At 69.7% G+C, this 24,099-nt stretch carries 18 protein-coding genes; 7 read left to right on the top strand and 11 right to left on the bottom strand.

The features are described from left to right. Positions 1 to 155 precede the first annotated feature (155 nt). Positions 156 to 2,003, top strand: a complete 1,848-nt coding sequence (locus ACOCEP_RS25515; protein ID WP_482331504.1) for a diguanylate cyclase domain-containing protein — start codon at positions 156 to 158, stop codon at positions 2,001 to 2,003. Positions 2,004 to 2,072: 69 nt separating this feature from the next. Then, positions 2,073 to 2,537, top strand: coding sequence for a peroxiredoxin (locus tag ACOCEP_RS25510; RefSeq protein ID WP_482331503.1), 465 nt, complete (start codon positions 2,073 to 2,075; stop codon positions 2,535 to 2,537). Here ACOCEP_RS25510 and ACOCEP_RS25505 read toward each other — a convergent pair. The 4 genes from ACOCEP_RS25505 to ACOCEP_RS25490 form a co-directional block, all read right to left on the bottom strand. Then, positions 2,524 to 3,054, bottom strand: a complete 531-nt coding sequence (locus ACOCEP_RS25505; RefSeq protein WP_482331502.1) for a GNAT family N-acetyltransferase — start codon at positions 3,052 to 3,054, stop codon at positions 2,524 to 2,526. The genes ACOCEP_RS25510 and ACOCEP_RS25505 overlap by 14 nt on opposite strands. A 239-nt stretch (positions 3,055 to 3,293) precedes the next feature. Further along, positions 3,294 to 4,505 (bottom strand): LCP family protein, encoded by a 1,212-nt coding sequence (locus ACOCEP_RS25500; RefSeq protein WP_482331501.1) that lies wholly within the window; start codon positions 4,503 to 4,505, stop codon positions 3,294 to 3,296. A 94-nt stretch (positions 4,506 to 4,599) separates the two neighbouring features. Continuing rightward, positions 4,600 to 5,856, bottom strand: a complete 1,257-nt coding sequence (locus ACOCEP_RS25495; RefSeq protein WP_482331500.1) for a class I SAM-dependent methyltransferase — start codon at positions 5,854 to 5,856, stop codon at positions 4,600 to 4,602. Positions 5,857 to 5,878: 22 nt separating this feature from the next. Further along, positions 5,879 to 6,574, bottom strand: a complete 696-nt coding sequence (locus tag ACOCEP_RS25490) for an alpha/beta hydrolase (RefSeq protein WP_482331498.1) — start codon at positions 6,572 to 6,574, stop codon at positions 5,879 to 5,881. A gap of 131 nt (positions 6,575 to 6,705) precedes the next feature. On the opposite strand from ACOCEP_RS25490, the gene ACOCEP_RS25485 reads away from it, so the two are divergent. Continuing rightward, positions 6,706 to 7,434: a sugar isomerase domain-containing protein gene (locus ACOCEP_RS25485; protein ID WP_482331497.1), complete on the top strand. Its 729-nt coding sequence runs from the start codon at positions 6,706 to 6,708 to the stop codon at positions 7,432 to 7,434. A gap of 89 nt (positions 7,435 to 7,523) precedes the next feature. Further along, entirely contained in the window at positions 7,524 to 8,672 is a 1,149-nt protein-coding gene (locus ACOCEP_RS25480) for a serine hydrolase domain-containing protein (protein ID WP_482331496.1), read from the top strand. A gap of 91 nt (positions 8,673 to 8,763) precedes the next feature. Here ACOCEP_RS25480 and ACOCEP_RS25475 read toward each other — a convergent pair whose 3' ends face one another. Beyond that, complete coding sequence (locus ACOCEP_RS25475; protein WP_482331495.1) at positions 8,764 to 10,629, bottom strand: ABC transporter ATP-binding protein; 1,866 nt, start codon at positions 10,627 to 10,629, stop codon at positions 8,764 to 8,766. 146 nt (positions 10,630 to 10,775) lie between these two features. On the opposite strand from ACOCEP_RS25475, the gene ACOCEP_RS25470 reads away from it, so the two are divergent. Next, complete coding sequence (locus tag ACOCEP_RS25470) at positions 10,776 to 12,077, top strand: glycosyltransferase family 87 protein (protein ID WP_482331493.1); 1,302 nt, start codon at positions 10,776 to 10,778, stop codon at positions 12,075 to 12,077. Here the strand turns inward: ACOCEP_RS25470 and ACOCEP_RS25465 are convergent, their stop codons facing one another. The 5 genes from ACOCEP_RS25465 to ACOCEP_RS25445 all read right to left on the bottom strand — a co-directional run bounded on the left by ACOCEP_RS25465 (position 12,078) and on the right by ACOCEP_RS25445 (position 19,926). Beyond that, on the bottom strand, positions 12,078 to 12,287 hold the full coding sequence (locus ACOCEP_RS25465) for a helix-turn-helix domain-containing protein (RefSeq protein ID WP_003071237.1): 210 nt from the start codon (positions 12,285 to 12,287) through the stop codon (positions 12,078 to 12,080). Positions 12,288 to 12,465: 178 nt separating this feature from the next. Continuing rightward, entirely contained in the window at positions 12,466 to 14,094 is a 1,629-nt protein-coding gene (locus ACOCEP_RS25460; protein ID WP_482331492.1) for an ABC-F family ATP-binding cassette domain-containing protein, read from the bottom strand. A gap of 142 nt (positions 14,095 to 14,236) precedes the next feature. Continuing rightward, on the bottom strand, positions 14,237 to 14,905 hold the full coding sequence (locus ACOCEP_RS25455) for an acVLRF1 family peptidyl-tRNA hydrolase (RefSeq protein WP_482331489.1): 669 nt from the start codon (positions 14,903 to 14,905) through the stop codon (positions 14,237 to 14,239). Between the two features lie 377 nt (positions 14,906 to 15,282). After that, positions 15,283 to 18,150 carry a S8 family serine peptidase gene (locus ACOCEP_RS25450; protein WP_482339821.1) on the bottom strand — a complete coding sequence of 956 codons (2,868 nt, stop codon included), beginning with the start codon at positions 18,148 to 18,150 and terminating at the stop codon, positions 15,283 to 15,285. 213 nt (positions 18,151 to 18,363) lie between these two features. Beyond that, positions 18,364 to 19,926 carry a deoxyguanosinetriphosphate triphosphohydrolase family protein gene (locus tag ACOCEP_RS25445; RefSeq protein ID WP_482331488.1) on the bottom strand — a complete coding sequence of 521 codons (1,563 nt, stop codon included), beginning with the start codon at positions 19,924 to 19,926 and terminating at the stop codon, positions 18,364 to 18,366. Positions 19,927 to 19,969: 43 nt separating this feature from the next. Here ACOCEP_RS25445 and ACOCEP_RS25440 point away from each other — a divergent pair, with 43 nt between their 5' ends. Together ACOCEP_RS25440 and ACOCEP_RS25435 are read left to right on the top strand one after the other, a co-directional pair. After that, positions 19,970 to 21,097, top strand: coding sequence for a lycopene cyclase family protein (locus tag ACOCEP_RS25440; protein ID WP_482331487.1), 1,128 nt, complete (start codon positions 19,970 to 19,972; stop codon positions 21,095 to 21,097). A 72-nt stretch (positions 21,098 to 21,169) separates the two neighbouring features. Continuing rightward, positions 21,170 to 22,855, top strand: a complete 1,686-nt coding sequence (locus ACOCEP_RS25435; protein WP_482331486.1) for an EAL domain-containing protein — start codon at positions 21,170 to 21,172, stop codon at positions 22,853 to 22,855. A 77-nt stretch (positions 22,856 to 22,932) separates the two neighbouring features. On the opposite strand, the gene ACOCEP_RS25430 is transcribed toward ACOCEP_RS25435, so the two are convergent. After that, on the bottom strand, positions 22,933 to 24,093 hold the full coding sequence (locus tag ACOCEP_RS25430; protein ID WP_482331485.1) for a sulfotransferase family protein: 1,161 nt from the start codon (positions 24,091 to 24,093) through the stop codon (positions 22,933 to 22,935). Positions 24,094 to 24,099 lie beyond the last annotated feature (6 nt).

Raw genomic sequence — 24,099 nt, 5'->3', positions numbered from 1 at the left:
ACTCGTGTAGCAGCGATCACCCTTTCAGCCGGTAGACACCCCGGATCGCGCATGATGCCGTGGCACTACACCCGGCCGGCTCATACCTAGTGTGGGCCCATGGGCTCGGACACCCGGTCTGAGCTGGCCATCAACCGCGCATGAAGAGGTGAAGTGTGCCCGAACCTGGTTCCGCGCCAGGGTTGGTGGACGTCGCTCGGAGATGGGCCGAGACGCTCGCTGACACTAAAGGAGTATCGCTTCCCAAGGAGCAACTCGAACAGCTGCTGCTCGGTGTCGCCCAGGACGCCGTCTTGGCCGAGCCCGACCATCAGCCCGCCGTGCTGCGCTTCTCGAAGCTCTATTCGGCCTCGCCCATAGGAATCGCCCTCGCCGACACCAACGGCGCGATCGTGGAGGCGAACGCCGCGCTCGGCCGTCTCCTCGGCTGCCGTCCCGCCGCGTTGCGCGGGCGGGAGATCCCCGATCTAGGCGCCGCCGAACACGACGTCGCCCGGCTGCGGAACGGGCTCGCGCAGCTCATGACGCACGGCCAGCCGACGCAACAGGAACGCCTGCTCCTGGACCACTGCGAGGAGGGCACGCTCTGGGTCGACGTGACCCTGACCGACCTCCCCGGCGACCGGCCCGATTCCACCTATCCGGTGCTGATGGTCGCCGACGCGAACGAGATCCACCTGCTGCAGGAACGGTTGCTGCACCAGAACGTGCACGACCCGCTGACCGGCCTGCCCAACGCCACCGCGTTCGGCAACGCCCTCGAAACCGCGCTGGCCGGGTCCGGCACCGAGCAGGTCGCGCTCGTCTATCTCGACGTCGACGGTTTCAAGGTGATCAACGACGGCCTCGGGGCCGGCGTCGGCGACCAGGTCCTGCGCGGGGTCGCGAAGAAGCTCACGTCGGTCTTCACCGGAAGGTACGACGGATCGGTCGCCCGCCTGTCCGGCGACGGGTTCGCCGTCCTCCTGCGCGGCGACTTCACCTCGCCCCAGGTGATCGCGTTGGTCGAGCAGGCCTTGGACGAACTGGTCGAGCCGATCTACCTCGGCGGGCACGGGATCGGCGTCAGCGCGAGCGCGGGCATCGTCGTCCGCGGGGTCGCCGAAGGTGGTCCCGAGGATCTGCTTCGCGCCGCGGAAATCGCCCTGCACCGCGCCAAGGAGGCGGGCAAGGCACAGTGGATGCTGTTCGATCCGGAACTCGACGCGCGTGACCGGAGCCGCTACCAGCTCGGCGCGGTCATCGCGGGCGCGCTGGAGAACGGCGAGTTCTCGCTGATCTACCAGCCGACGGTGAAGCTCGCGAATCCCGACCAGCTGGCCGCGGTCAACGCCGGTTTGCGCTGGAGTCACCCGGAGAAGGGCGAACTGGACTCGGACGAGTTCTATCCGCTCGCGCAGATCACCGGGATGACCATCCCGCTCGGCCGGTGGCTGCTGGCCGAATCACTCGCCGCCACCGCGAGATGGCGGAGCAGGTTCGGTGAAGCCGCGCCCGACGTCTGCGTGCGGCTGCCGAACCGGCTGGCCATCGAGCCCGATCTGGTCCTGCTGGTCAAGGAACAGCTCGACCGGCACAACCTGCCCGCCCAGGCGCTGCGGCTGTGCACGGACCGCGAATCCATCCTCGACGAATGCGGCGAGGTGCTCGACTCCTTCGCCGTACTGGCCGACCTGGGCGCTCAGCTGGTGCTGACCATCTCCGGTTCGGACGATCTGGAGCTGATCCCGCGGCACGGGCTGCCGGTCCGCCACGTGATCCTGTCCGGAGCGGTCGTCGACGCGCTGGCAGACGGGGAGGACGAGGCCGACGTCCGCCACCTGTGCCAGCTGGTCACCAGGGCCAAGGAGCTGAAGCTGCGCATCGGCGCGGAGGGCGTCCTCAGCCACGAACAGGCCGAACGGCTGCGGCGGTACGGCGTCCTCGCGGCGCGTGGTTCGTTCGTCGCGGATTCCGCGACCGGGGACGAGGTCGACGAGCTGATCGAACGGCACGCCCACTGAGCTGTGTTCTCCGGTGAACCCGCGCCGGTCACACCTCAGCTCCGCCCACCGACGTGACAGGATCGGTCCATGGACCAAGGTGACATCGCCCCGGACTTCACCCTGCCCGACGACAAGGGCGAGCAGCGCACGCTGTCGGACTTCCTCTCCTCCGGCCCGGTCGTGCTGTTCTTCTACCCCGCCGCGATGACCAGCGGCTGCACCGCGGAAAGCTGCCACTTCCGCGATCTGGCCGCGGAATTCGCCGAGGTGGGCGCGCACCGCGTCGGCATCAGCCCGGACGCCGTCGCCAAACAGCAGGAGTTCTCGGCCAAGCACGGTTTCGACTATCCCCTGCTGTCCGATGTGGACGGTGTGGTGGCGAAACAGTTCGGTGTCTGGCGCAAGTTCAGCCCGCTGCACGCCAAACGGCACACCTTCGTCATCGACACCGACCGCAAGGTGCTCGAAGTGATCAAGAGCGAGCTGAAGTTCACCGTGCACGCCGACAAGGCGCTCGCGGCCCTGCGGGAGCGCGAGACTAAGGACGCTTGAGCCGCCAGATCCGGCTGACTCCCGCGCAGGCGGGGGCGAGCGGTGGTTCGGTCTTCTTCTCGCCGATCATCGTGAACCCCAGCCGCGCGGGCACGGCGCCGCTCGCGTGATTCTTCTCGTCGTGCCGGATCTCGACCTCCGGCGCGCCGAGCCGGAAGGCTTCGGTGGTCAGGAGCCGCGATGCCCTCGTCGCGTAGCCGCGGCCGGTGTGGTGGCGGCTGAGCCAGTAGCCGATCTCGATCCGGTCCGGATGGACGATCATGCCCGTACCGCCGACGAGTTCGTCCCCGGCGAGGATCGCGAAGTCGTGGGTCTTGCCGTCGGCCCAGTTCTTCGCGCTCCGGTCCAGGAAGTCGGCGGCTTCGCGACGGCCGTACCCGTAGGTGGCCCAGATCATCCACGCGCCGAGGTGTTCGGCGGAGTCGCCCGCGACGGCGGCGAGGGTTTCGAGCTGCTCGGGCTTCCAGCGGCGCAGGGTGACGACTTCGTCGGCGAGGGTCTCGGCGGGCGCTTCCATCCACCCATGGTGACGCGCCTTCGCTCCGGGCGCCTCCGGTTTTCGGCGCCGAACAGGTTTCGCGGGTGTCATGAAAGGGTCGTTCAGGACATCTTTCGTCCTGAACGACCCTTTCATGGCACCTGGCGGGAGCAGCGGACGCCTCGGGCACGCGAACGCCCCCGAATGCTATGAACGGGCCGTTCCTTGCGAAATTTGCAAGGAACGGCCCGTTCATAGCGCACCAGAGCGGCCGGAGATCAGGTCAGGATCGCGCTGTCCGGGATCTCCGTGTCGTTCTTCAGCGCGTCGAACAGCAGCTTCGACTTCGTCTTGTCCCAGTTCTCCGCCGAACCGCTGGTCACCGGCACCGTCGTGGTGACGACGCCGCCCGAGGAGATCCCGCGCATCGCCAGCGCCAGTCCCACCAGGTTGTGCACGTGGTCGCCCGAATCCATCGTCAGCGCGTCCGGCGCCGTCGACAGCAGAGGGAACAGCGAGAACGGGTTCAGCAGCGTGCCGGGGCTGCCGATCTCGCTGACCATCGCGCCGATGAACTTCCGCTGGTTGGCCACGCGGTCGAGGTCCGAACGCGGGGTGGCCTCGCTGTGCCGCATCCGGACGAACCCGAGCGCCTGCGGGCCCTGGAGGTCCTGGCAGCCCGCGGGGATCTTGATCTTGGTGAGGGTGTCCTCCATCGGCTTGTCCAAGCACATGTGGACCCCGCCGATAGCGTCGACGATCTTCGCGAAGCCGCCGAAGCCGATCTCGGCGTAGTGGTCGATACGCAGACCCGTGGCACCTTCGACGGTCTGCGCGAGCAGCGTCGGGCCACCGATCGAGAACGCCGCGTTGATCTTGTTCTTGCCGTGCCCGGGGATGGTCACCTGCGAGTCGCGCGGGAGGCTCAGCAACGTCGGTTTGACGCTGTTGGACGGGATGTGCGCGACCATGATCGTGTCGGTGCGCTTGCCGCCACCGGCGGCCTTGCTGTCCCCGGTGACGAGCTTCTCCTGCTCTTCGGGGGTCAGCCCGTCCCGGCTGTCGGAGCCCACGATCAGCCAGTTGGTGCCTTCGGCCGCGACGGGGCGGCCGGAGTAGTCGGCCAGCGCGTCGACGCGGTTGATGGAGAACTCCAGGTACACCCACACGCCGGCGAGGAACACCACGAACACGGTCAGCAAGGTGAGCAGCACCTTGCCGAAGCCCCAGCGCTTACGCCGCCGCGGCGGGCGCGCGTCGTCCATCGGGCGCCCCGGAGGGGGCTGCGGCGGGCCTGGGCGGCGCGGTGGCGGGCCGGAGGGCCGCTCCTGGCCGCCGTGCCCCATGGGCCTCGTCCGCTCGTCGTACGGGCTGCTCCCCCGGCCCGGCAGCGGCATCATCTGCGCGGGCTGATGCCGCCGGGGGCGGCCGGACGGCGGCCGCTGGGGCGGCGGCATCCGTCGCCCTCGGTCGTCGCCTCCATACGTCATGCCGAATCACCCGTCCCGATCTCGCGTGTAGGGCCCAGTCAACCGCAGACCCTAGGTGAAGGACGTCCGGCACCCCGCATCGGTTGGGTGGAGCTCACCGTCCGTTTTCGGCGAATCCGAACTGGTGGACCTTGAGGTACCCCGACCGGAAGCCCGCTTCGGAGTACGCCAGATAGAACTCCCACATCCGCTTGAAGACGTCGTCGAAGCCCCATTCGGAGATCTCGTCCCACCGCTGGGTGAACCTCTCCCGCCACAACCGCAACGTATGGGCGTAGTCCTGCCCGAACTCGCGCACGCCCTGCAGTTTCAGCCGGGTGTGCGCCAGCACACCCTGCTCGACCGAAGTGGTCGACGGGATGAGCCCGCCGGGGAAGATGTACTTGTGCACCCAGGTGTACGACCGGGCCGCGGCGAGCATGCGTTCGTGGTCCATGGTGATGGCCTGGAGCCCGAACCTGCCGCCCGGCTTCAGCCGCTTCCCGATGGTCTCGAAGAACGTCGGCCAGTAGGCCTCCCCGACCGCTTCGATCATCTCGACGCTGACCACGGCGTCGTACTGACCGGTGGAGTCGCGGTAGTCGCACAGCCGGACGTCGACCCGGTCGGCGAAACCCGCCGCCGCGATGCGCTCGGTCGCCAGCTTCGCCTGTTCCTCGGAAATGGTCAGTGACGTGACCTTGGCTCCGCGCGCGGCGGCCCGGATCGAGAGTTCACCCCAGCCGGTGCCGATCTCGAGCACGGTGCCGCCATCGCGGACCCCGGCGTAGTCGAGGACGCTGTCGATCTTGCGATGCTGGGCGGCGGTCAGATCGTCGTCCGGCCCGAACAACGCCGACGAGTACATCATCGACGGGTCCAGGAACGCGCCGAACAAGTCGTTCGACAGGTCGTAATGGCGATGGATGTTCGCCCGCGCGCCCTCGACGGTGTTCTCCTCGCCCGCGGGGTGGCCGCGGTCGACGAACCGGCGGAACCGTTGCAGCAACGGCGGGATGAGCGTCGCCATCCGCTCCGCGAACGGGGTCAGCACCTCGGCGAGCGCGTCGCTCGTCCAGTCGCCGACCATGTAGGCCTCACCGAAGCCGATCTTCGCGTCCACGCCGAGGCGGTGGAAGAAGGCGGCGGGGCGGTTGAGCCGCATCTCGGGCGCGTCCGGCCCGCCCGCGCCGAGCCGCGAGCCGTCGGGCATGCGCACGCGGACGTTCAGCGGGCGCACCGCCTGCCGGAACAGCTGCTCGGCGATCCGCGCCCGGAACGGGGAATGCGGCGGGGTGGCCAGTCCCGGCCACCGGTTTTCGTCAGGCAGGCCGGACGAACCGGCCGTCCGATCGACGCTCGACGTGGACATGAGAAACTCCCTCCCACCCGGTCTAGACCGGGATCCGCAGCCGTTCCGAGCTCGGCCGCCCCCAGGCGCCGCTCAGCGTTTCGTCGCTTCCGCCGGCTTCGACCAGCTCGAGGGTGAAAGCCCGGACGAGACGGTTCCAGACGCGAGACCTTCGTAGCATCGCGTGCCCCTCGCCGCCTATTTCAAATCGCGCCGACCGCGATGTCACCTTTTCGGCGCGTTCCGCGAAAGCGTGTGACGCCACCGGATCGGTCATCCGGTCCTTGGTCCCGTGCGCGATGAGCACGGCACGGCCGCCGACGGCACCGATGGGTTCACCCGGTGGTGTCCACGGGGCCAGCGCGCAGACCCCGATGACGGCCGGATCGTCGGCGACGCGCAGGGCGACCCGCCCGCCCATCGAATGACCGACGAGGATCACCGGAACCCCAGGGTGCTCGTCGTGGATCCGGTCCAGAGCCCAGCGCGCGTCGGCGAGCGCGTCGGTGCCGTGGTCGTTCCAGCCGTAGATCCGGTTGCGCAGGAGCCGCACCTCGACCCCGTGCGCCCGGCCAGCCCGGTGGACGTCCCTCGCCAACGGCACCATCCGCTGGTAGGCCAGCCGCCACGGCGCCACGCGGGCATGACTGTGCTCCGCGCCGCCGTGCAGTACCAGCACCACGGCTTTCACCTGGCCGCGTGCTCGCCAAGTCCGCACCGCGGGATCAGCCTCGCTCACCCTGGACCCTCCAGTCTCCGAAACCCCGGCCGCAGTGATCGGGTCAACCTCGATCATGACCCGATGTATTCCACTTCGGCCATTGGTCCACGCGATACATTCGTCGCTGATCTCCAGACGGAAGGGCGGATGTGGTGAGCACCACCGAACGTTGTGCAGACGTCGCCGAACGGCTCGCGGAGGCCGAACGGGGTAACGCGGAGCAGATCCGGAAGTCGGCCGAGCTGATCCTGGGGGTCATCCGGGCGGACGCCCTGGTGTTCACCGCCGGGGCGGGGCATTCATTGGCCGCGGTCGCCGAGACCTTCTACCGGGCGGGCGGGCTCGCCTGCGTGTACCCGGTCTACCACCCCGAACTGCTGCCGCTGCACGGCGCGCAGCACAGCACCAAGACCGAACGCCGCTCCGGGCTCGCCGAAGAGGTGCTCGCCGAGCGCGCCCCGGGACCGGACGACCTGCTGGTGGTGTTCTCGACGTCGGGGGTCAACCCGTATCCGGTCGAACTGGCCGCCGGGGCGCGCAAGCGCGGGGCGTCGGTCATCGCGGTGAGTTCGGCCGCGTCGGTGGCCGCGGCGCCCCGACGCGCGGCCACGACGCTGATCGAAGAGGCGAGCATCGTGCTCGACTCCCACGTCCGTCCCGGCGATTCGAGCTACCCGCCGGAGGCGCCGCGAACCGCGCCGCTGTCCACGGTGATCAACGCGTTCCTCTGGAACCTCGTGCTCGCCGAGGTCGTCGACCTCGGCGCGGCACAGGGCGTCGACATCCCGCTGTGGCGCAGTTCCAACGTGGACGGTGGCGACGAGGCCAACGCCGCGCTGCTGGCCAAGTACGGCGCGCGGGTCCCGGCGCTGCGGTAGCGATCCGCGGGGGCGGGCCTCTTGACTCGCCCTCGCGGCACTTCTACGGTCACATACCGACCGGTCGGTGTCCGCAGGAGGTCCGTGCCATGACCGAGATCCACGGCGAGTGCGCGGCGGGCTTCGAACCCGTCCGCGCCGCCTTCGAAGAGAACTTCGCCGAACGCGGCGAGCTCGGCGCCGCGTTCTCGGTGACCCGGCACGGCGAGACCGTGGTCGATCTCTGGGCGGGCTGGGCCGATCCGGACCGGACGACCCCGTGGCGGGCGGACACGCTCACCAACGTCTGGTCGACCACCAAGGGCATGACCGCGCTCTGCGCGCACCACCTCGCCGACACCGGCGCGCTCGACATCGACGCGCCCGTCGCGAAGTACTGGCCGGAGTTCGCGGCCGCGGGCAAGCAGGACATTCCCGTGCGATGGCTGCTCTCGCACCGCTCCGGGGTGACCGGGATCGGCGTCGACCGGCCGGTGAAGGTCGAGGAACTCTACGACTGGGACCACATCACCGGGCTGCTCGCCGCGCAGGCACCGCTCTTCGAACCGGGCACCGCCAGCGGCTACCACGCGCTGTCGTTCGGGTTCCTCGTCGGCGAGGTGATCCGCCGGGTGAGCGGGCAGGACGTCCGCGCGTACTTCGCCCGTCACGTCGCCGGCCCGCTGGACGCGGATTTCCGGATCGGCCTGGACTCCGAAGCCGATCTGGCGCGGTGCTCCACCCTCGTCGAGCCCGTGCTCAGCGAAGAGATGACGACCGCCCTGACCCAGGCGTTCGCCAACGCCGGACCGGCCGCCCTCGCGGCGCTGGCGAATCCGCGCGTCCAAGGCCGCGACGCCAACGAACCCGAGTGGCGACGCGCGATCCTGCCCGCGCTGAACGGGCACGGCACGGCCAAGGCCATCGCGACCGTCTACGGAGCGCTCGCTTCGGGCCGGCTGCTCTCTGCCGGAGCGCTCGCGACCGCCCGCGAAGGACAGGGGCGCGAGGCCGACGTCGTCGGCGGGCTGGGCAACGAATGGGCGCTGGGGTTCTACCTCGGCAGCGAGGAACGCGGCTTCGGCCCGAACCCGAGGGCTTTCGGGCACGACGGGCTCGGCGGCTCGTCCGGTGGCGCGGACCCCGAGAGCGGGATCGCCTTCGGCTACACGATGAACCGGATGGGGCCGCTCATGCGGGACGATCCGCGGAAGATGGCGTTGGTGAACGCGACCTTCGCCTCCCCTGCCCTCGCCTGACCCGCTCCGGATGTCATGAAAGGGTCGTTCAGGACGAAAAACGTCCTGAACGACCCTTTCATGACACATCAGGCGGGAGCCGAGCCCTCGGTCACGCGGCCGCAGGCTCCTCCGAGAACTGCGTCAGGTAAAGCGACGCGTAGCGCCCTTCGCGCGCGAGAAGCTCTTCGTGCGTCCCCCGCTCGACGATCTCCCCGTGCTCGATCACCAGGATCTGGTCCGCCGCCCGGACCGTCGACAACCGGTGCGCGATGACCAGCGCGGTCCGCCCGTCCAGCGCGTCGGTCAGCGCCTCGCCCACGGCCGCCTCGGACTGCGAGTCCAGATGCGCGGTCGCCTCGTCGAGGACGACGACCCTCGGCTGCGCCAGCAGCAACCGAGCTATGGTCAGCCGCTGCCGCTCCCCGCCGGAGAGCCGGTAGCCCCGCTCCCCCACCACGGTCTCCAGCCCGTCCGGCAGCTCCCGGATCAACTCGGCCAGCCGCGCCTTCTCCAGCGCCGCCCAGATCTCGGTGTCGGTGACCCCGGGCCGCGCGTACTCGAGGTTCGCGCGGATGGTGTCGTGGAAGAGGTGCCCGTCCTGGGTCACCACGCCGACGGTTTCCCGCAGCGAGGCGAAACCCAGCTCTCGAACGTCCACATCGGACAACCGGACCGATCCGGCGTCGACGTCGTAGAGACGCGGCAGCAGTGACGCGATCGTCGACTTGCCCGCGCCCGACGATCCGACCAGCGCCACCATCTGCCCGGGTTCGGCACGGAAGCTGATGCCGTGCAGCACCTCTTCACCGCCCCGGTGGTCCAAAGTGGACACGTCCTCCAGCGACGCCAGCGAGTACCGGTCCGCCGCGGGATAGGCGAACCGGACGTCTGAGAACTCCACCGAAACCGGGCCTTCGGGAACGCGGCGCGGGTCCGGCTTCTCTTCGATCATCGGCTTGAGGTCGAGCACCTCGAAGACCCGCTCGAACGACACCAGCGCCGTCATCACGTCCACCCGGACGTTCGCCAGCGCGGTGAGCGGCGAGTACAGCCTGGTCAGCAGCAACGCCAGCGCCACGACGGTGCCCGGCGCGAGCGCCCCGGTCAGCGCGAGGTAGCCGCCCAAACCGTAGACCAGCGCCTGCGCGAGCGCGGAAACCGTGGTCAGGCTGGTGAGGAACCAGCGCGTCAGCATCGCCGTGCGCACGCCGATGTCGCGCACGCGCCCGGCCCGCGCGCCGAACTCGCCCGCTTCGCGAGCGGGGTCGCCGAACAGCTTCACCAACGTCGCACCGGGCGCGGAGAACCGTTCGGTCATCTGCGTGGTCATCGACGCGTTGAGCTGACCGGCTTCCCGCTGCAGGGCGGCCATCCGCCTGCCGAGCCGCCGCGTCGGCAGGATGAACACCGGCAGCAGGACCAACGCCAGCAGGGTGACCTGCCAGGACAGCGTCACCATGACCACCAGCGACAGCACGAGCTGGATCACGTTGGTGACCAAACCGGACAGTGTCGCGGTGAAGGTCCGCTGCGCGCCGATGACGTCGTTGTTGAGCCTGCTCACCAGCGCGCCGGTGCGGGTGCGCGTGAAGAACGCGACCGGCATCCGCTGCACGTGGCGGTACACCGCGAGCCGCAGGTCGAGGATGATCCCCTCCCCGATCCTCGACGACTGCGCGCGTTCGGCCAGCCCGAGCCCGGCGTCGATCAGCGCCAGCGCCGCGATCACGACGGCGAGCCACACCACCAGCGAGACGTCGTGCCCGCCGACGATCGCGTCGACCACCTTCCCGGCCAGCACCGGCGTGCTCACCGCCAGCACCGCCGAGACGACGGTGAGCACCAGGAATATCAGCAACCTTCGCCAATGCGGCCTGGCGAACCGCGCGACCCGGCGCAGCGTGCCCTTGTGCAGCCCCTTCGGAACGTCGGCCGACTTCATCGCCGAGTTCATCAGCGACCAGGTGTTGTCCATGAGAACCCTCTCTTTGCCCCCAGAACCTCGATATTAGTCGAGAGTTTTCCCGGATATACGCATGACCAACACCGGATCGCGCCGGATGCTTCCCGGTTTCCGCGTCCTCTTTCCGGCGCATGCCGCCGCGTCGGTAGCCTGAGCCGGTGACCACCGACCCAGACCGGCGACGACTGACCATCGACCTGGTCTTCTACACGGGATGCCTGATCTTCGCCGTCGTGAACACGGCCGTCGCGGAGTTCTACGGCTATCGCGTGTGGGCGAACTTCGCGGTGGCGGGTTACGGCCTCGCCGTGGTCCACACCGGCTGGCTGACGATCGCCGCCCGGCGCGGCAAGCCGCTGTCCGGCGCGCTCGGTTCGCGGTGGCTCGGTATCGGTGCCATCGGCCTGTTCGCCATGATCCTTCCGTTGGGAATGCTCGTCATTCGCCGCCTGACCGGAGTGGACTGGCTCGTCACGCCGAACTCGTGGGCCGCGCAGCCCGAGGTCTGGGTCATCGAACGGTCGGCGAAACTCCTGCTGGAGAACGGAACCCCGTACGTCGACGTCACCGCGCTCGGTCGCGCGGTGGAAGTAAACGATTACACGCCCTACGGTCCGGTGATGACCGTCTTCGGCTTGCCGCGCGCGCTCTTCGGCGGCGGGCCGGTCGCGAACGCCCTCACCGACGCCCGCTGGATGTTCGCGCTGGCGGCCGTCGCCTGCGTGCTGCTGACGCTGCGACTGCTGAAGTGGCCGGAAATCCCGGTCAGCGCGGCGCAACTCGCGCTCGCCTGCCCCCTGACGGCGCTGACCTGGGCGGTCGCAGGCCCGGATCTGGCCATCGCCGGGCTGCTGGTGCTGTCCTTCGCGCTGGCCGCGACGGGCCGCGCGATCCTGTCGGGTCTGGTGCTGGCCTTGGTGGTCAGCGCGAAACTCATCGTCGCGCCGGCGATCGTGGTACTGGGTGTTCTGTTGATCACGCGGCGTGGCCTCCGCGCACTGGGCGGATTCGCCGCGGCACTCGTGGTGACGACCCTCGTCCTGCACGTCCCCGTCTACCTGGTCGACCCCAAGGCGTTCGTCGAGCACGTCTTCCGGTTCCCGATGGGAATCGGCGTGATCAAGTCACCGGCGGCGAGCCCGTTGCCCGGTCACCTCATCGCCTCGCTCGGCCCGGTGGGCACGGCGGTTTCGTTCGCCCTGCTCGGGATCGCCGCCGTCGCGATCCTGGTCTGGCTGCTGCGCCGTCCACCCGCGACCGGCTCGGACGCGCTGCTGCGCATGGCCGTCGGGCTCGTCGCGCTGATCATGCTCACTCCGGCGACGAGGTACGGCTACCTGGTGTATCCGCTGGTCCTGCTCGGTGCCAGGCTGGCCTTCCTGGCCGCGGAAACCCGTGAAACAGCGGTCCCTGGAAAGGGAACTGCGCCCCCCGCGCAGCAGTCCGCTACTTCCTCGTGACTACTTCTTCTTGACCCTGGTGGCACCGCCACGGCCGCGCAGCTGGACGCCGGACTCCGAGAGGACCCGGTGCACGAACCCGTACGAGCGACCCGTGGACTCCGCGAGAGCGCGGATGCTCGAGCCCTTCTCGTATTTCTTCTTCAGGTCAGCGGCCAGCTTGTCACGCGTGTTGCCGGTGATCCGCGCGCCTTTCTTGAGATCAGCCACGTCGATCGCCTTCCCGCCGAGAGTGTTCTGGGCCACATAACGGCCCCTGTCGCCGCAATGATCGAACACTGAGCGCCGGAATGCCAGACGACGAGCGCAAAACTGCTGAAACCGCGATCACATTGGGCCATTTCAGTGGCCGGATGGCATCGATCAAGCACCCGAACGGACGCAGGCCTCACGCAAGCTGGACAAGTTCCAGATAATCCGCCGACCAATGGTCCTCGGTTCCGTCCGGCAGGAGGATCACGCGTTCCGGCTCCAGCGCCTCGACCGCGCCCGGGTCGTGCGTCACCAGGACGACGGCTCCGGCGAAGCTGCGCAAGGCGTCCAGGACCTGGGCACGGCTGGCCGGGTCCAGGTTGTTCGTCGGCTCGTCGAGCAGCAAAACGTTGGCAGCGCTGGACACCAGACCGGCGAGCGCGAGCCGCGTCTTCTCGCCGCCGGAGAGCGTGCCGGCGGGCTGATCGAGCTGCTCGCCGGTGAACAGGAACGAGCCGAGAAGGTTCCGCAACTCCTGCGCTCCGGTGTCCGGCGCGAGGTGACGGATATTTTCCCACACGGACGCATCGTGGTCGAGCGTTTCGTGTTCCTGTGCGTAATAGCCCAAACGCAATCCGTGACCTGGAATGGTCTCGCCGGTATCCGGAGTTTCCATTCCGCCGAGCAGCCGGAGCAGTGTCGTCTTTCCGGCACCGTTCAATCCGAGCACGACGACCTTCGACCCGCGGTCGATGGCGAGGTCGACACCGGTGAAGATCTCGAGCGAACCGTAGGACTTCGACAGCCCCTCGGCGGTGAGCGGCGTCCGACCGCACGGGGCGGGCTCGGGGAACTTGATCCGGGCGACCTTGTCGGCCTGCCGGGTCTCGTCGAGCGCGGACAGCATCTGCTCGGCGCGGCGGGCCATGTTCTTGGCGGCCACGGCCTTTGTCGCCTTGGCCCCCAGTTTGGCGGCCTGCTGCTGCAGCGCGGACGCCTTCTTCTCGGCGTTCGCGCGCTCGCGGCGACGCCGCTTCTCGTCGGTGGCGCGCGCGTCGAGATAGCGCTGCCAGCCCATGTTGTAGAGGTCGAGCTCGCCGCGGGTCGCGTCGAGGAACCACACCTTGTTGACCACGTCCGCGAGCAATTCGACGTCGTGGCTGATGACCACGAGACCGCCGTCGTGCTGCTTCAGGAAGCCGCGAAGCCAGTTGATGGAGTCGGCGTCGAGGTGGTTGGTGGGCTCGTCGAGCAGCAGGATCGTCTCGGATTTGCCGCCCGCGCCCGCTTCGGCGGCGGCGAACAGGATCCGGGCGAGCTCCACGCGGCGGCGCTGACCACCCGAGAGCGTCTGCAGCGTCTGCGCGAGCACCCTGTCGGCCAGGCCGAGGTTGGAACAGATCCGCGCGGCCTCGCTCTCGGCAGCGTACCCACCGAGGGAGGCGAAGCGCTCTTCGAGACGGCTGTAGCGGTTGACCGCCTTGTCGCGTTCCTTCTCGTCCACCAGCTCCGACATCGCGTTCTGCGCTTTTTCCATGTTGCGCAGCAAGGTGTCGAGGCCGCGTGCGGAGAGCACGCGGTCCTTCGCGGTGACGGACAGGTCGCCCTCACGCGGGTCCTGCGGGAGGTAGCCGAGCTCGCCGCTGCGGCGGACCTCGCCCGCGTACGGCTCGCCCTCCCCCGCCAGCACCTTGAGCGAGGTGGTCTTGCCGGCGCCGTTGCGGCCGACCAGGCCGATGCGGTCGCCCTGCTGGATGCGGACGTTGGTGTCGTCGAGCAGGATGCGCGAACCAGCGCGCAGCTGCAGGCCAGAGGCCGTGATCACGGGAACTCCCGGTACAAGGGGTGGATGAGCGGACAGCTTCGACTCGTCTGCCGGTGGGCAGACGAGGAGCTACTCCAAGAGGATGTCCACGCGATCAGTGTACGGGCCGGTGTCGAACGGTTTTATCCGACCGTGCCCGACGTCACGGCCCGGAAAGGGTGATCTCGACCGCGACCGCCCGTTCGGCCGCGTCTTCGAGCACCGTGCGGCGCGGTTCGGCGATGTCGAGAACGCGGGCCTCGGCACGGTGGAACAACGGCGCGAGACGCTTGTCCTCACACAGGGATTCCAGGGCGCGGCGATCACCGCCGAGCACGACGGCGTCCACTTCGGACAGTTGCGGGACGAGCACCTCGAAAGCGTCGTCCGCGGCGGAACGGAGCGCCGAGCGCGCCTGCCCTTCCCGCCGCCGCGCGAACCGCTGCTGCGACCAGCCGCCCGCCGCGGACCGGCCCTGCACGAGATGGCGGTCCGTCCTGGACTGGACGACCGCTCCCCCGCGCGCGATCCCGACGCTGTGCCCGCCGCGGCGCACCAGCAGGAGCGCGATCCTCCGCGAGATCAGCGCGTGCTCAATGAGCGGGCCGACGGCGAGGCCTGGCATGGTCCCTTCGGCGTTCAGCGGTCCGAAAGGGACGGTCGCGACGGCGACGACACCGTTGTCCGCGACGACCGTGACGGTGTCCGGCTTCAGTTCGGTGAGGCGGACGCCTTCGTTGCGGGCGGCGAAGCGGGCGTACCAGCCTTCGAGGCGATCCGGCGCGATTTCGACCGCGCGTCCCCCGCCCGCCACCTGCCGCTCCCTCGCCATGGGTCCAACGTACGGGGCCCAGCCGGATCGGCAACCGATTCGTCTCGTGTCGTTTCGCGGCGACGCTCGCGGGCAGGTCGCGAAAGCCACTTTCGGGACATCAGACGTCGCGAAAGTGGCTTTCGCGACATCGACCGCCTGCCGGCTACCCACGCTGCCGTTCCCTTGCCCCGTCCCCCGCATTCGCGTGCTCAGGCACGGAACTCGCGTGACTGGCGCCGAAACTCGCGTGATTGAAGGCGTAACTCGTGAGTGTCGTCTCCAAGCACGCGAGTTACGTCTCTGATCACGCGAGTCACGCCTTCCGACTCCGCGTGAAGGTCCCCTTCCCTCGGCTCAGCCGAGGGAAGGGGACCTTCACGCGCATGGCCAGAGGACTAGACCGGCTTCACCGGCCCACGCCCCACCGACTTCCCGACACCCGCGGGCCGCTCGGCCACACCGGGCTGCACGAAACCGTTGATGTGCAAGGAGATCGAGCGGATCGACCCGGTGTCGCCACCGGCGACGTCGACCGCGGTGAACTTCCACGTGCCGTCGGCCGCCGCACCGGTCAGGCCGCCGAGCGCCTGCGCCGGCTTGTAGGTGCCGGTGAACGGGGCGTTCGCCGCGCTCACCGAACTGAACGCGGCGGCCGCGGTGTCGGCGAAGACGACCTGGCACAGGTTGTTGCCCGAGCCGCCGCTGCGCTGGAACACCGTCGCCTTCGCGCCCGAAGGCGACGTCAGCGTGCCGACCAGGTCACCGACGTACGAGTGGTTGATACCCACCGTCGCCGAGGTCTGGTCGGTGTTGCAGGTCGCGCCGTCCACCGAGAACGTCAGCTTCGACGCGCGCCCGACGCCGCTCACCGTGATCGGCACGGTCACGCCGGTCGGGTCGCTGTCCGGGATCGCCACGGCGTCCCCGGCGTAGGCGAAGTCCCGCGTCACCGGCGACGGGGTGCCGACCGGCAGCGAGAACGTGGACGTCGTCGGCGAGTACGAACCCGCGAAGGTCACGCGCGCGTTCAGCACCACCGGCACGCCGAGTTCCTGCGTGGCGGGGACGGTGATGGTGAAGTCGTTCACGCCGGTCTGCCCGGGGCTGATCGTGCCGTACGACTTCGACCGCGGCGCCACCGTGACACCCGGGGTCGGGCTGGAGAGCACGACGCTGGTCGACGTCGCGGTGCCGTCGCCGCGGTTGGTCACCGGAAGGGTGACCTTGGCGGTGTCGCCCGGGTCGAGCGCGGAGCCTCCGTCGGCCGGGGTGACCGTCGGCTGGCCCGCGGACGCGAGCGGCTGAGGGCTGGCGCCGGTGTAGGCGAGCACCTTGTCGGCGAGGATGACGCCCGCGCCGCTGGAGTTGTCGCGCCCGGGGGCGAGGATGTCGACGGCGGTGTTGATCAGCGCTTCACGCACCTCGGCCGGGGGCAGCCCCGGGTTGCCCGAGAGCACCAGGCCCGCGATCGCGGCGGCGTGCGGTGCGGCGGCCGACGTGCCATAGAACGTGGTGAAGCCGGTGACGCTGGTGGAGACCCCGTCGGCCGCGGTGATGTCCGGTTTGGCGCGGACCTCACCACCGGTCGCGGACACGTTGCCCGGGGTGATCGGCGTGCCGTCGGCCTGGTAGAACACCCGCCGCGGACCGTCCGAAGTGAACCGTTCGACCTTCGTGGCCGCGCCGAACGCGCCGGGGAACGGACCGGCCGGGTTGGCCGGGTCGCCCGGTTCGAGGGCGCGGGGGAACGCCTTGGCCGCCGGTGCCGCCGCGACACTGAACGCGTCCCGCGCGGCCGAGTGGCCGACGGTCACGCCGGGGCTGGTGTAGGCCTTGAGGCCGTCGGCCGAGTCGGAGAACCGGCCGCGCAGCGCGGACAGCGAAAGGTAGCGGCCTTCACCGGAGAACTTGACGATGGCCAGGCGCAGCCCGGCGACACCGGTGGTGTCCACCCGCTCGTAGGCGTCCTGAGTGCCGCTCTGGACGTCCTGGCTGAAGTCGACGACGTTGCCCGCCGCGTTCAGCAGGTACAGGTCGTAGTCGTTGTTCGAGGCGCCCAGCGGGTCGGACCAGAACAACGTGACCGGCACCCGGCCCGACGCGTTCGAGAGCGGCTGGAAGATCTGGTTGCCCGCGGCACCGGCGAAGTTGTGCGCGGTACCGGCGTATTTGCCGACGCTCTTGCCGGAGTCGACGAAGTCGCCTTCCCAGTGGCCGGAAGTGCCGTCGGTGACGTTGCCTTCGTTACCGGCCGAGGAGAAGTACAGCGCGCCGTTCGCGGTCACGTCGTTCACGGCCTGGGCGATGATCCAGTCCTGGAACGGCGATTCCTTGAAGTACAGGACGTCGTCGACGATGACGTCGCACCCCGCGTCGAACCGCAGTTTGCGGATGTTGTCGGCGAAACTGGCGTCGGAGTTGAACGCGCTGGCGAAACCGAGCTCCGCGTTCGGCGCGAGATCGTGGATGATCTCGAGCATCGCGGTGCCCTCGTCGCCGTCGCCTTCCTGGCCGGGGATCACGTCGACGCCCGCCGGAAGTTCGCCGCGTGCCTGCGAGGTCGCGAGCGAGTCGATACCGTCGGACAGCGCGCAGATCTTGGTGCCGACCCCGGTGACGCCGAACTGCTGGCGGGCGGTGTCGGCGTTGTGCGCGCGGTCGCCTTCACTGTTCGTCGGACCGGCCGCGATGCGGGGTTGTCCCTTGGCCTCGACGGCCTTCTTCAGCTCGTCCGCGATCCGGGCGGCCTTCTCCTCCTTGCTCTCCCGTTTGCCCGCGGTGGCGGGTTCGGCGAGCTGGCGGGCGGTGAACGCCTCGTTGGCGGTCTCGACCTTCTTGACGTCGGCGCGGGCCGCGATCGACGGGACCGCGTTCAGCGGAACCTCGGCGCGCACGCTGCCGTACCGCTCGGAAACCGCGCGAATCCCCGCACCGGATTCACGCAGTCCCTTGAGGAGTTCTTCCGAGACCTGGCCCCGGATGTCCACGAGAACGGTGCCGGCCGCGGAGACATTCGCCCCAGACCCCAGTGCGGGAACCGCGGAGGCCGACATCCGCTGCGCGCGGAGCTTCTGTTCGACGAGCAGCCGGCTGTCCACTTTGGACTCGCCGGCGTTCTGGCTCTTCTTGATCGACTGCAGGGCCTCGATCTGCCGGACGGTGTTCGCCGAGAACGCGTCCGGGGATCCGCTTTCCGCCGCCGCGCCGGGCGGGCTCACCAGGCCGAGCGCGGTGACGAGGGCAGCGGTGCCCGCGGTCAGGATCGTTCTTCTTCTCCTGCTAGAACGGGTTGGACGCACGTGCGCCTCCGATTCCTAGGCGCGTGCCCCGACTCACGCTGACCGACGCCGGCGATCACCGGCTGGATCAAGCTAAGTACCGGGCGTGCACCGGCGGGAGGCGCCGTTCGGGTGACGTCGGATGGGTATTTTCCGGATTCGGCCGCAGACCGTGGGCCGTTCAGGGTAATCGTGTCGTCACAGGACGAACGAGTCCGACCATGGTTGCGAAGCGCGGCCCGACAAGCCGTCCAAAAGGGTCACCGCCTGCTTGTCCGTCAGCGACGCCACGAAGTCGACGACCGCCCGCCCGCGCGCCAGGCCCCGTACGGCGTCGGCACCGGTGACCGGTTCCCCGGTCGCTCCGATGAGCAGTTCCGGCGACGTCCGCGCCAGCGCGGAGAACTCGGACCGCGCCAGTTCCACCAGATCGTGCAACCGTCGCGGGAGCCGGTAGAACTCGTCGCGGTCGAGCAGCCACGCGTCGAGCGCGTCGACCAAAGTGGTCACCAGGCTCGCCTGCCCGCGCTGGTGCAGCGCGAGTTCCGGGCGCAGCAGCACGAACCGCCGGTGCACGAACTTCAGCACCTGCACCTCGTGCCACTGGGCGGGACGCAGGGTGAGATGCCCTGTCCGGGTCGACGGCGAAGCCACCACCTGGACACCGTCGACGAGCCGCGCGGTCCATTTCGCCGAGAACGCGGCGGTGGCCTGCTCGGCCTCGATGGACCCGTCGAAGCCGGTGGCGAGCAGGCCGTCGACGAGTTCGGCGCGGACACGGGCGACCGCGCTGGTGAAGGCGTCGTCGTCGACGATCCAGCCGTCCTTGGCGTGCATGCGGCGGCGCAGCCGTTCCAGCGAACGGCCGGGCAGCCGCCGTTCGGCGGTCAAGGTCGCGTCGTCCAGCGCGGCCAGTTCCAGCGCGTGATCGACCCAGCCGGAGAACTCGGCGGCGACCGGAGCGTGCTGCAGGACGCCGATCCGGTGGAAGTCCTGGAGGTCGTGGATGGCGTAGGCGATGTCGTCGGCGGTGTCCATCACGGACGCTTCGACGGTCTGCTGCCAGGGTTCGATCCGGCCGTCGAACGGGGCCCGCGCCTGCGTGAAGTCGTCGAGTTCGGTGCTGTAGGCGGAGAACTTGCTCGCACCGGTGCCGGGGGCGTCGGCGGGTTCGGCCGCGCCGCGCGGCTGGACGGGCATCGACGTCGGATGCGGGTCGGGCACGTGCAACCGCGCCCACGGGTACTTCAGCACCGCGGCGCGCACCGCCGTGGTGAGGTCGAGCCCTGAGGCGGACGGGCCGCGCACGTCGGTGGTGGTGATGATCCGGAACGACTGCGCGTTGCCTTCGAAACCGTCGGCGAGGCCGAAACGGTGGCGGGCGATCCGGTCGAGGGTCTGCTCGCCGAGGTGCCCGAACGGCGGATGCCCCAGATCGTGCGCGAGCGACGCGGCCTCGGCGACGTCCGGATCGCAGCCGCCCAGTTTCGCGGCGAGTTCGGCGGAATCGCTGCTCGCGTTGATCCGCTCGGCGATGGCGCGCGCGACCTGCGCGACCTTGAGGCTGTGCGTGAGCCGGTTGTGAAGCAGCCCGGAACCGCCGGCGCTGACCACCTGCGTCACCCCGCCGAGCCGGGCGAAGAACGGCGACGCGGCGATCCGGTCACGGTCGATCCGGAACGGGCTCGTGGCGAGGTCGGTGAACCCGGCGCTCTCGCTCTCCGGATCGCGCCGCCACGTCCTCGGGTCCGTCTGTTCCATGCGTGACACCGTATCCGTCGCGGCGGCGTGATGAGATACGCAGGTGGCGGACGTGGTGATCGCGGGTGGCGGCCCGGCGGGCCGGGCGCTCGCGCGTGCCTGCGCCCGGCGCGGGCTGGAGACGGTCCTCGTCGACCCGGCGCCTGGCCGGCGCTGGCGGGCGACCTACGGGTTGTTCGCCGACGAACTGCCCGCGCTGCCCGCGAGCGCCATCGCGTGCGCGCCTGCGGCCACGCTCGCCTTCGGGACCAGACGGCACCTCCTGGAGCGGCCCTACCTGGTGATGGACAACGCCGGCCTGCGCCGGTGGCTCGACGGAGGTTACGACGTCATCACCGGGACGGTGTCCGGCGTGGACCACGGCGGGCAGGGTTCGTCGGTGCGTCTCGAGGACGGTCGAACGCTCGCGACCGGCCTGTACGTCGACGCGTCCGGGGCCCGGCCGCGCGGCGTCCGGTACGAGCAGACGGCGTTCGGCGCCGCCCTCCCGGCCGAGGACGCGCTGCGGCTGGTCGACGCTCCGGACACCGCCGTGTTCATGGACTGGCGGCACACGGAGTCCGGATTCCTGTACGTTCTGCCGCTCGGCGACGGCACCGTTCTGGTCGAGGAGACCTCGCTGGCCCGCAGGCCGGGCCTGCCGCTCGACGTTCTGGCAGCGCGGCTGCGAGCCAGGCTGAGTGCCGTCGGTCTGACGTCGCGCGGGCGCGAGGAGCGCGTCCGGATCGTGCTCGACGTGCCGGTGCCCCGCCGCGGCCGGACCGTTCCGTTCGGGGCGGCCGGCTCGCTGGTGCACCCGGCGACCGGGTACAGCGTCGCGACGTCGATCCGGCTCGCCGAACCGGTGGCCGACGCCGTGGCCCAGGCTTGGGATCGAGGCCCCGCCGCGGCGGCGTCGGCCGCGCACCGGGCGCTGTGGCCGTCTTCGGCGCGCGCCGTGCACGGATTGCGGCGGTACGGGCTGCGGGCGCTGTGCGGAATGCCGCCCGAACTGGTCCCGGTGTTCTTCGATCGGTTCTTCACCTTGCCCATCGCGCATCAGCGGGCATTCACCAGCGGTCGCGAAGATGTTTCGGGTACCACCGAAGCAATGTCGGCGCTTTTCCGGATGTCACCATGGCCAGTAAGAAAACACCTGATCGGGTGGCGTGCGTTACGCCGTTCTAGGTAACCCAGGTGCCTTCACGATGAACATCAGTTGACACGTATTTCGTTTCGTGCCGCCACCCGCGAACATTCGCTTGTGACGTTGCAGATCGCTGTCCGCTTCGCTTACCAGCCGTTGTACAGCCTGCACACCGGTGGCGTCGTCGCGTTCGAAGCCTTGGCCCGGCCAGGCCGCGGCACCGCCCACGAACTGCTCGCCGACGCGCGGCGCAGCGGCAGGCTGGCCGAGGTCGACGTCGGCCTCGCCGCCGAGGCCGTCCGGCAGCTGCGCGAACCGCAGGCCACCCTCCCCCTGCACCTCAACCTGTCCGCGCGGACCGTGGCGGCGCCGCCGTCGCAGTTCGACCCGCTCACCGACGCGCTCAGCCTGGCGGGCCGCCGGACCAGGGACGTCGTACTGGAGATCGGGCCGCCGTTCACGCAGATCCCCGCGGACCTGCTGCTCACCGGTATGCGGCGGCTGACCGAAGTCGGGTTCCGGCTCGCGCTCGACGGCCTCGGCCGCGGCGACCTCCCGCTGACACTGCTCGCATCGGCGCCCGTCGACCTGGTGAAACTGGACCGCAGCGTGTTGCGCGGCCTGCCGCACGATCCGGCCGCCGTCGCCGTGGTCGAGGCGGTGCTGCACTTCGCGTCACGCACCGACAACCGCCTGGTCGCGACCGGGCTCGAAACCACCGAGCAGCTGGAGTCCGCACGGCGGCTCGGCGTGCGGATCGCGCAGGGCAACCTGCTCGCCCCGCCGGACGGCGATCACGCGCCGCTGCCCGCGCCGGACGCGCCCGGGCCGTTCATCCCCGGCACCGCCCGCGCCCGCCGCGTCGGCGACTTCCTCCGGCCCGCGACCACGTTGCCGGAGGACGCGACCTGCGACGACGTACGCGAGGTGCTGGCGGCCGCCGACGGGCCGAGCGGCATCGTCGGCATCGACGACCGGCACCGTCCACAGTGGTCGATCGACCGGACGCGGTTCCTGGTCGCGGTCACCGGGTTGTACGGCCACGCCCTGCACGCCAAGCGGCCGGCTTCGCGGCTCGCCGACCGGCCGCACACGATCCACGCGGACGCGAGCGCGCTCGAATTCCTCGAACTGGTCACCGACGCGGACTGGGGCCGGACCGGCGACGACGTCGTGGTGGTCGACGACCGCGGCCGGTGCGTCGGCGTGGTGCTGGTGAACGAGGTCGTCCGCGGGGTCGCGGAGGCGAAGGTCGAGGAGGCGGTCTCGCTGAGCCCGCTGACCCGCCTGCCCGGCAGCGACGCCGTCGCCAGGGACGTCGACCGCCGGATCAACGCGCGGGAGCCGTTCGTCGCGGCCTGGCTGGACGTCGACTCGTTCAAGACGGTCAACGACACCGCCGGGTTCGCCGCGGGCGACGACCTGATCCGCACGCTCGGCCGGACCCTCACCGACCTGGAGACCCGGCTGCGCCGGATGCGCGTCAGCCACGTCGGCGGGGACGACTTCCTGATCGCCTGCGACGTCGACGAGATCGGCACGGTCGCCGCCGCGCTGCTGGACACGCCGTGGTCGGCCGACGGGCTGCCGGTGACGGTCTCGCTGGCGACCCTGGTGTGCGGGCACGGCGCGATCCGGTCCTACAAGGACGCGTCCCGGCTCCTCGCACCACTGAAGAAACGCGCCAAGGAGGTCCCCGGGTCGAGCTGGGTGCTCGGGCGGCCGGGTTCGGACCGGGTCGAGGTCCTGCGCGGGATCACGACGCGCGGCCTGCCTTCCCAGCGCGCGGCCGCCGGCTTCTGACCCCTCCCGCGTTTCGTCCTCTGGATGCGGTACTTGCGCGTGCAACTACCGCATCCAGAGGACGAAACGCGGGAGTTTCAGAGGTCGTAGGCGGCGCGGTAGGCCGAGAAGCGTTCGTCGACCTCACCGGCGGTGAGCCCGAAGTCCGCGAGGTCGTACCGGTGCACGGGTTTCCTTTCCCCGGAACGGCTTTCGGCGTGCACCACGGTCATCGCGTCCCGGGCGGCGTCGCTCAGCGGCAGCCCGAAACGCCGGTAGACGCCTTCGACCGTGCCGATCGGGTCGGCGACGAAATCCTCGTACCGGACATCGCAGAATTGCGCCGGATCGTGGCGTTTCCTTGCCTCCAAAGACTTTTCCGCACCGCGTGCCCACAGGTCCAGCTGGCCGCGGCCGATCACGTCGCCGTGGAAGACGTCGGACCAGCCCGCCGAAGCCTGCTCGTTCAGGCTGCACACCGACGCGACGATCGTGCTCGGCGCGCGATGGGTCTGGACGATCAGCGCGTCCGGATACACCTCCAGCAGCGCGTCGAGCGCGAAAAGATGGCTCGGATTCTTGAGCACCCAACGGCGCCCGGCGTCGGGCAGACCGATGAGCTGCAGGTTGCGCCGATGCCGCTGGTAGGCGTCGGTCCAGCTCTGCCCGTCCAGCCAGCGCGAGTACGAGGGCACGTGCGCGAGACATTCGTAGGACACCGATTTCAGCGACTGCCGCAGGAGCTGCCAGCATTCCTCGACCTGGTCGGCGGACATGTGGTGCAGGCCCATGAACTCGGGATGTTCGACGTGGTGCTTCTCGTAACCCGCCTGGATTCCTTGGAAGACCGGGTTCTCCGCCCACGTCTCGCGTGGCGGACGCGGTTGCGGCACCTCGGTCAGCCAGACTTCCAGCCCCTGATGCGCCGGATCCTCGGTGAGCAGGCGGTGCAGTGCCGTGGTCCCCGTGCGCGGCAGGCCGGTGACGAAGATCGGCCGCTCGATGGGAACGTCGGCATACTCCGGATTCCGTTTCCACGAGGCCTCGCTCAACGACCTCGCCACCAGGGCGCCGCGCAGGAACGCGCGATGGATCTTGTTGCCATACGGGGTCAGCCCCGCCTCCGTGGCATACGAATCCAGCAGTACTCCGAGACCTTCGAGATGGTCCTCGCCCCCGAAGTCGTCCAACCCGGTGAGTTTCGCCGCCGACGCGTGCAGATCCTCCACGGTGCCGACGTTTTCCCGCCCTGGCAGCATGTTCTC

The sequence above is a fragment of the Amycolatopsis sp. CA-211722 genome (genome assembly GCF_056828465.1).
This window is presented reverse-complemented; position numbering and strand designations above follow the sequence as displayed.

Excerpts from the sequence above, each read along its gene's own strand:
- ACOCEP_RS25500 (WP_482331501.1), bottom strand. The coding sequence starts at position 4,505 with ATGACGTATGGAGGCGACGACCGAGGGCGACGGATGCCGCCGCCCCAG.
- ACOCEP_RS25505 (WP_482331502.1), bottom strand. The coding sequence starts at position 3,054 with ATGGAAGCGCCCGCCGAGACCCTCGCCGACGAAGTCGTCACCCTGCGC.
- ACOCEP_RS25430 (WP_482331485.1), bottom strand. The coding sequence starts at position 24,093 with ATGCTGCCAGGGCGGGAAAACGTCGGCACCGTGGAGGATCTGCACGCG.
- ACOCEP_RS25455 (WP_482331489.1), bottom strand. The coding sequence starts at position 14,905 with ATGGCGAGGGAGCGGCAGGTGGCGGGCGGGGGACGCGCGGTCGAAATC.
- ACOCEP_RS25510 (WP_482331503.1), top strand. The coding sequence starts at position 2,073 with ATGGACCAAGGTGACATCGCCCCGGACTTCACCCTGCCCGACGACAAG.
- ACOCEP_RS25445 (WP_482331488.1), bottom strand. The coding sequence starts at position 19,926 with ATGGAACAGACGGACCCGAGGACGTGGCGGCGCGATCCGGAGAGCGAG.
- ACOCEP_RS25495 (WP_482331500.1), bottom strand. The coding sequence starts at position 5,856 with ATGTCCACGTCGAGCGTCGATCGGACGGCCGGTTCGTCCGGCCTGCCT.
- ACOCEP_RS25475 (WP_482331495.1), bottom strand. The coding sequence starts at position 10,629 with ATGGACAACACCTGGTCGCTGATGAACTCGGCGATGAAGTCGGCCGAC.
- ACOCEP_RS25480 (WP_482331496.1), top strand. The coding sequence starts at position 7,524 with ATGACCGAGATCCACGGCGAGTGCGCGGCGGGCTTCGAACCCGTCCGC.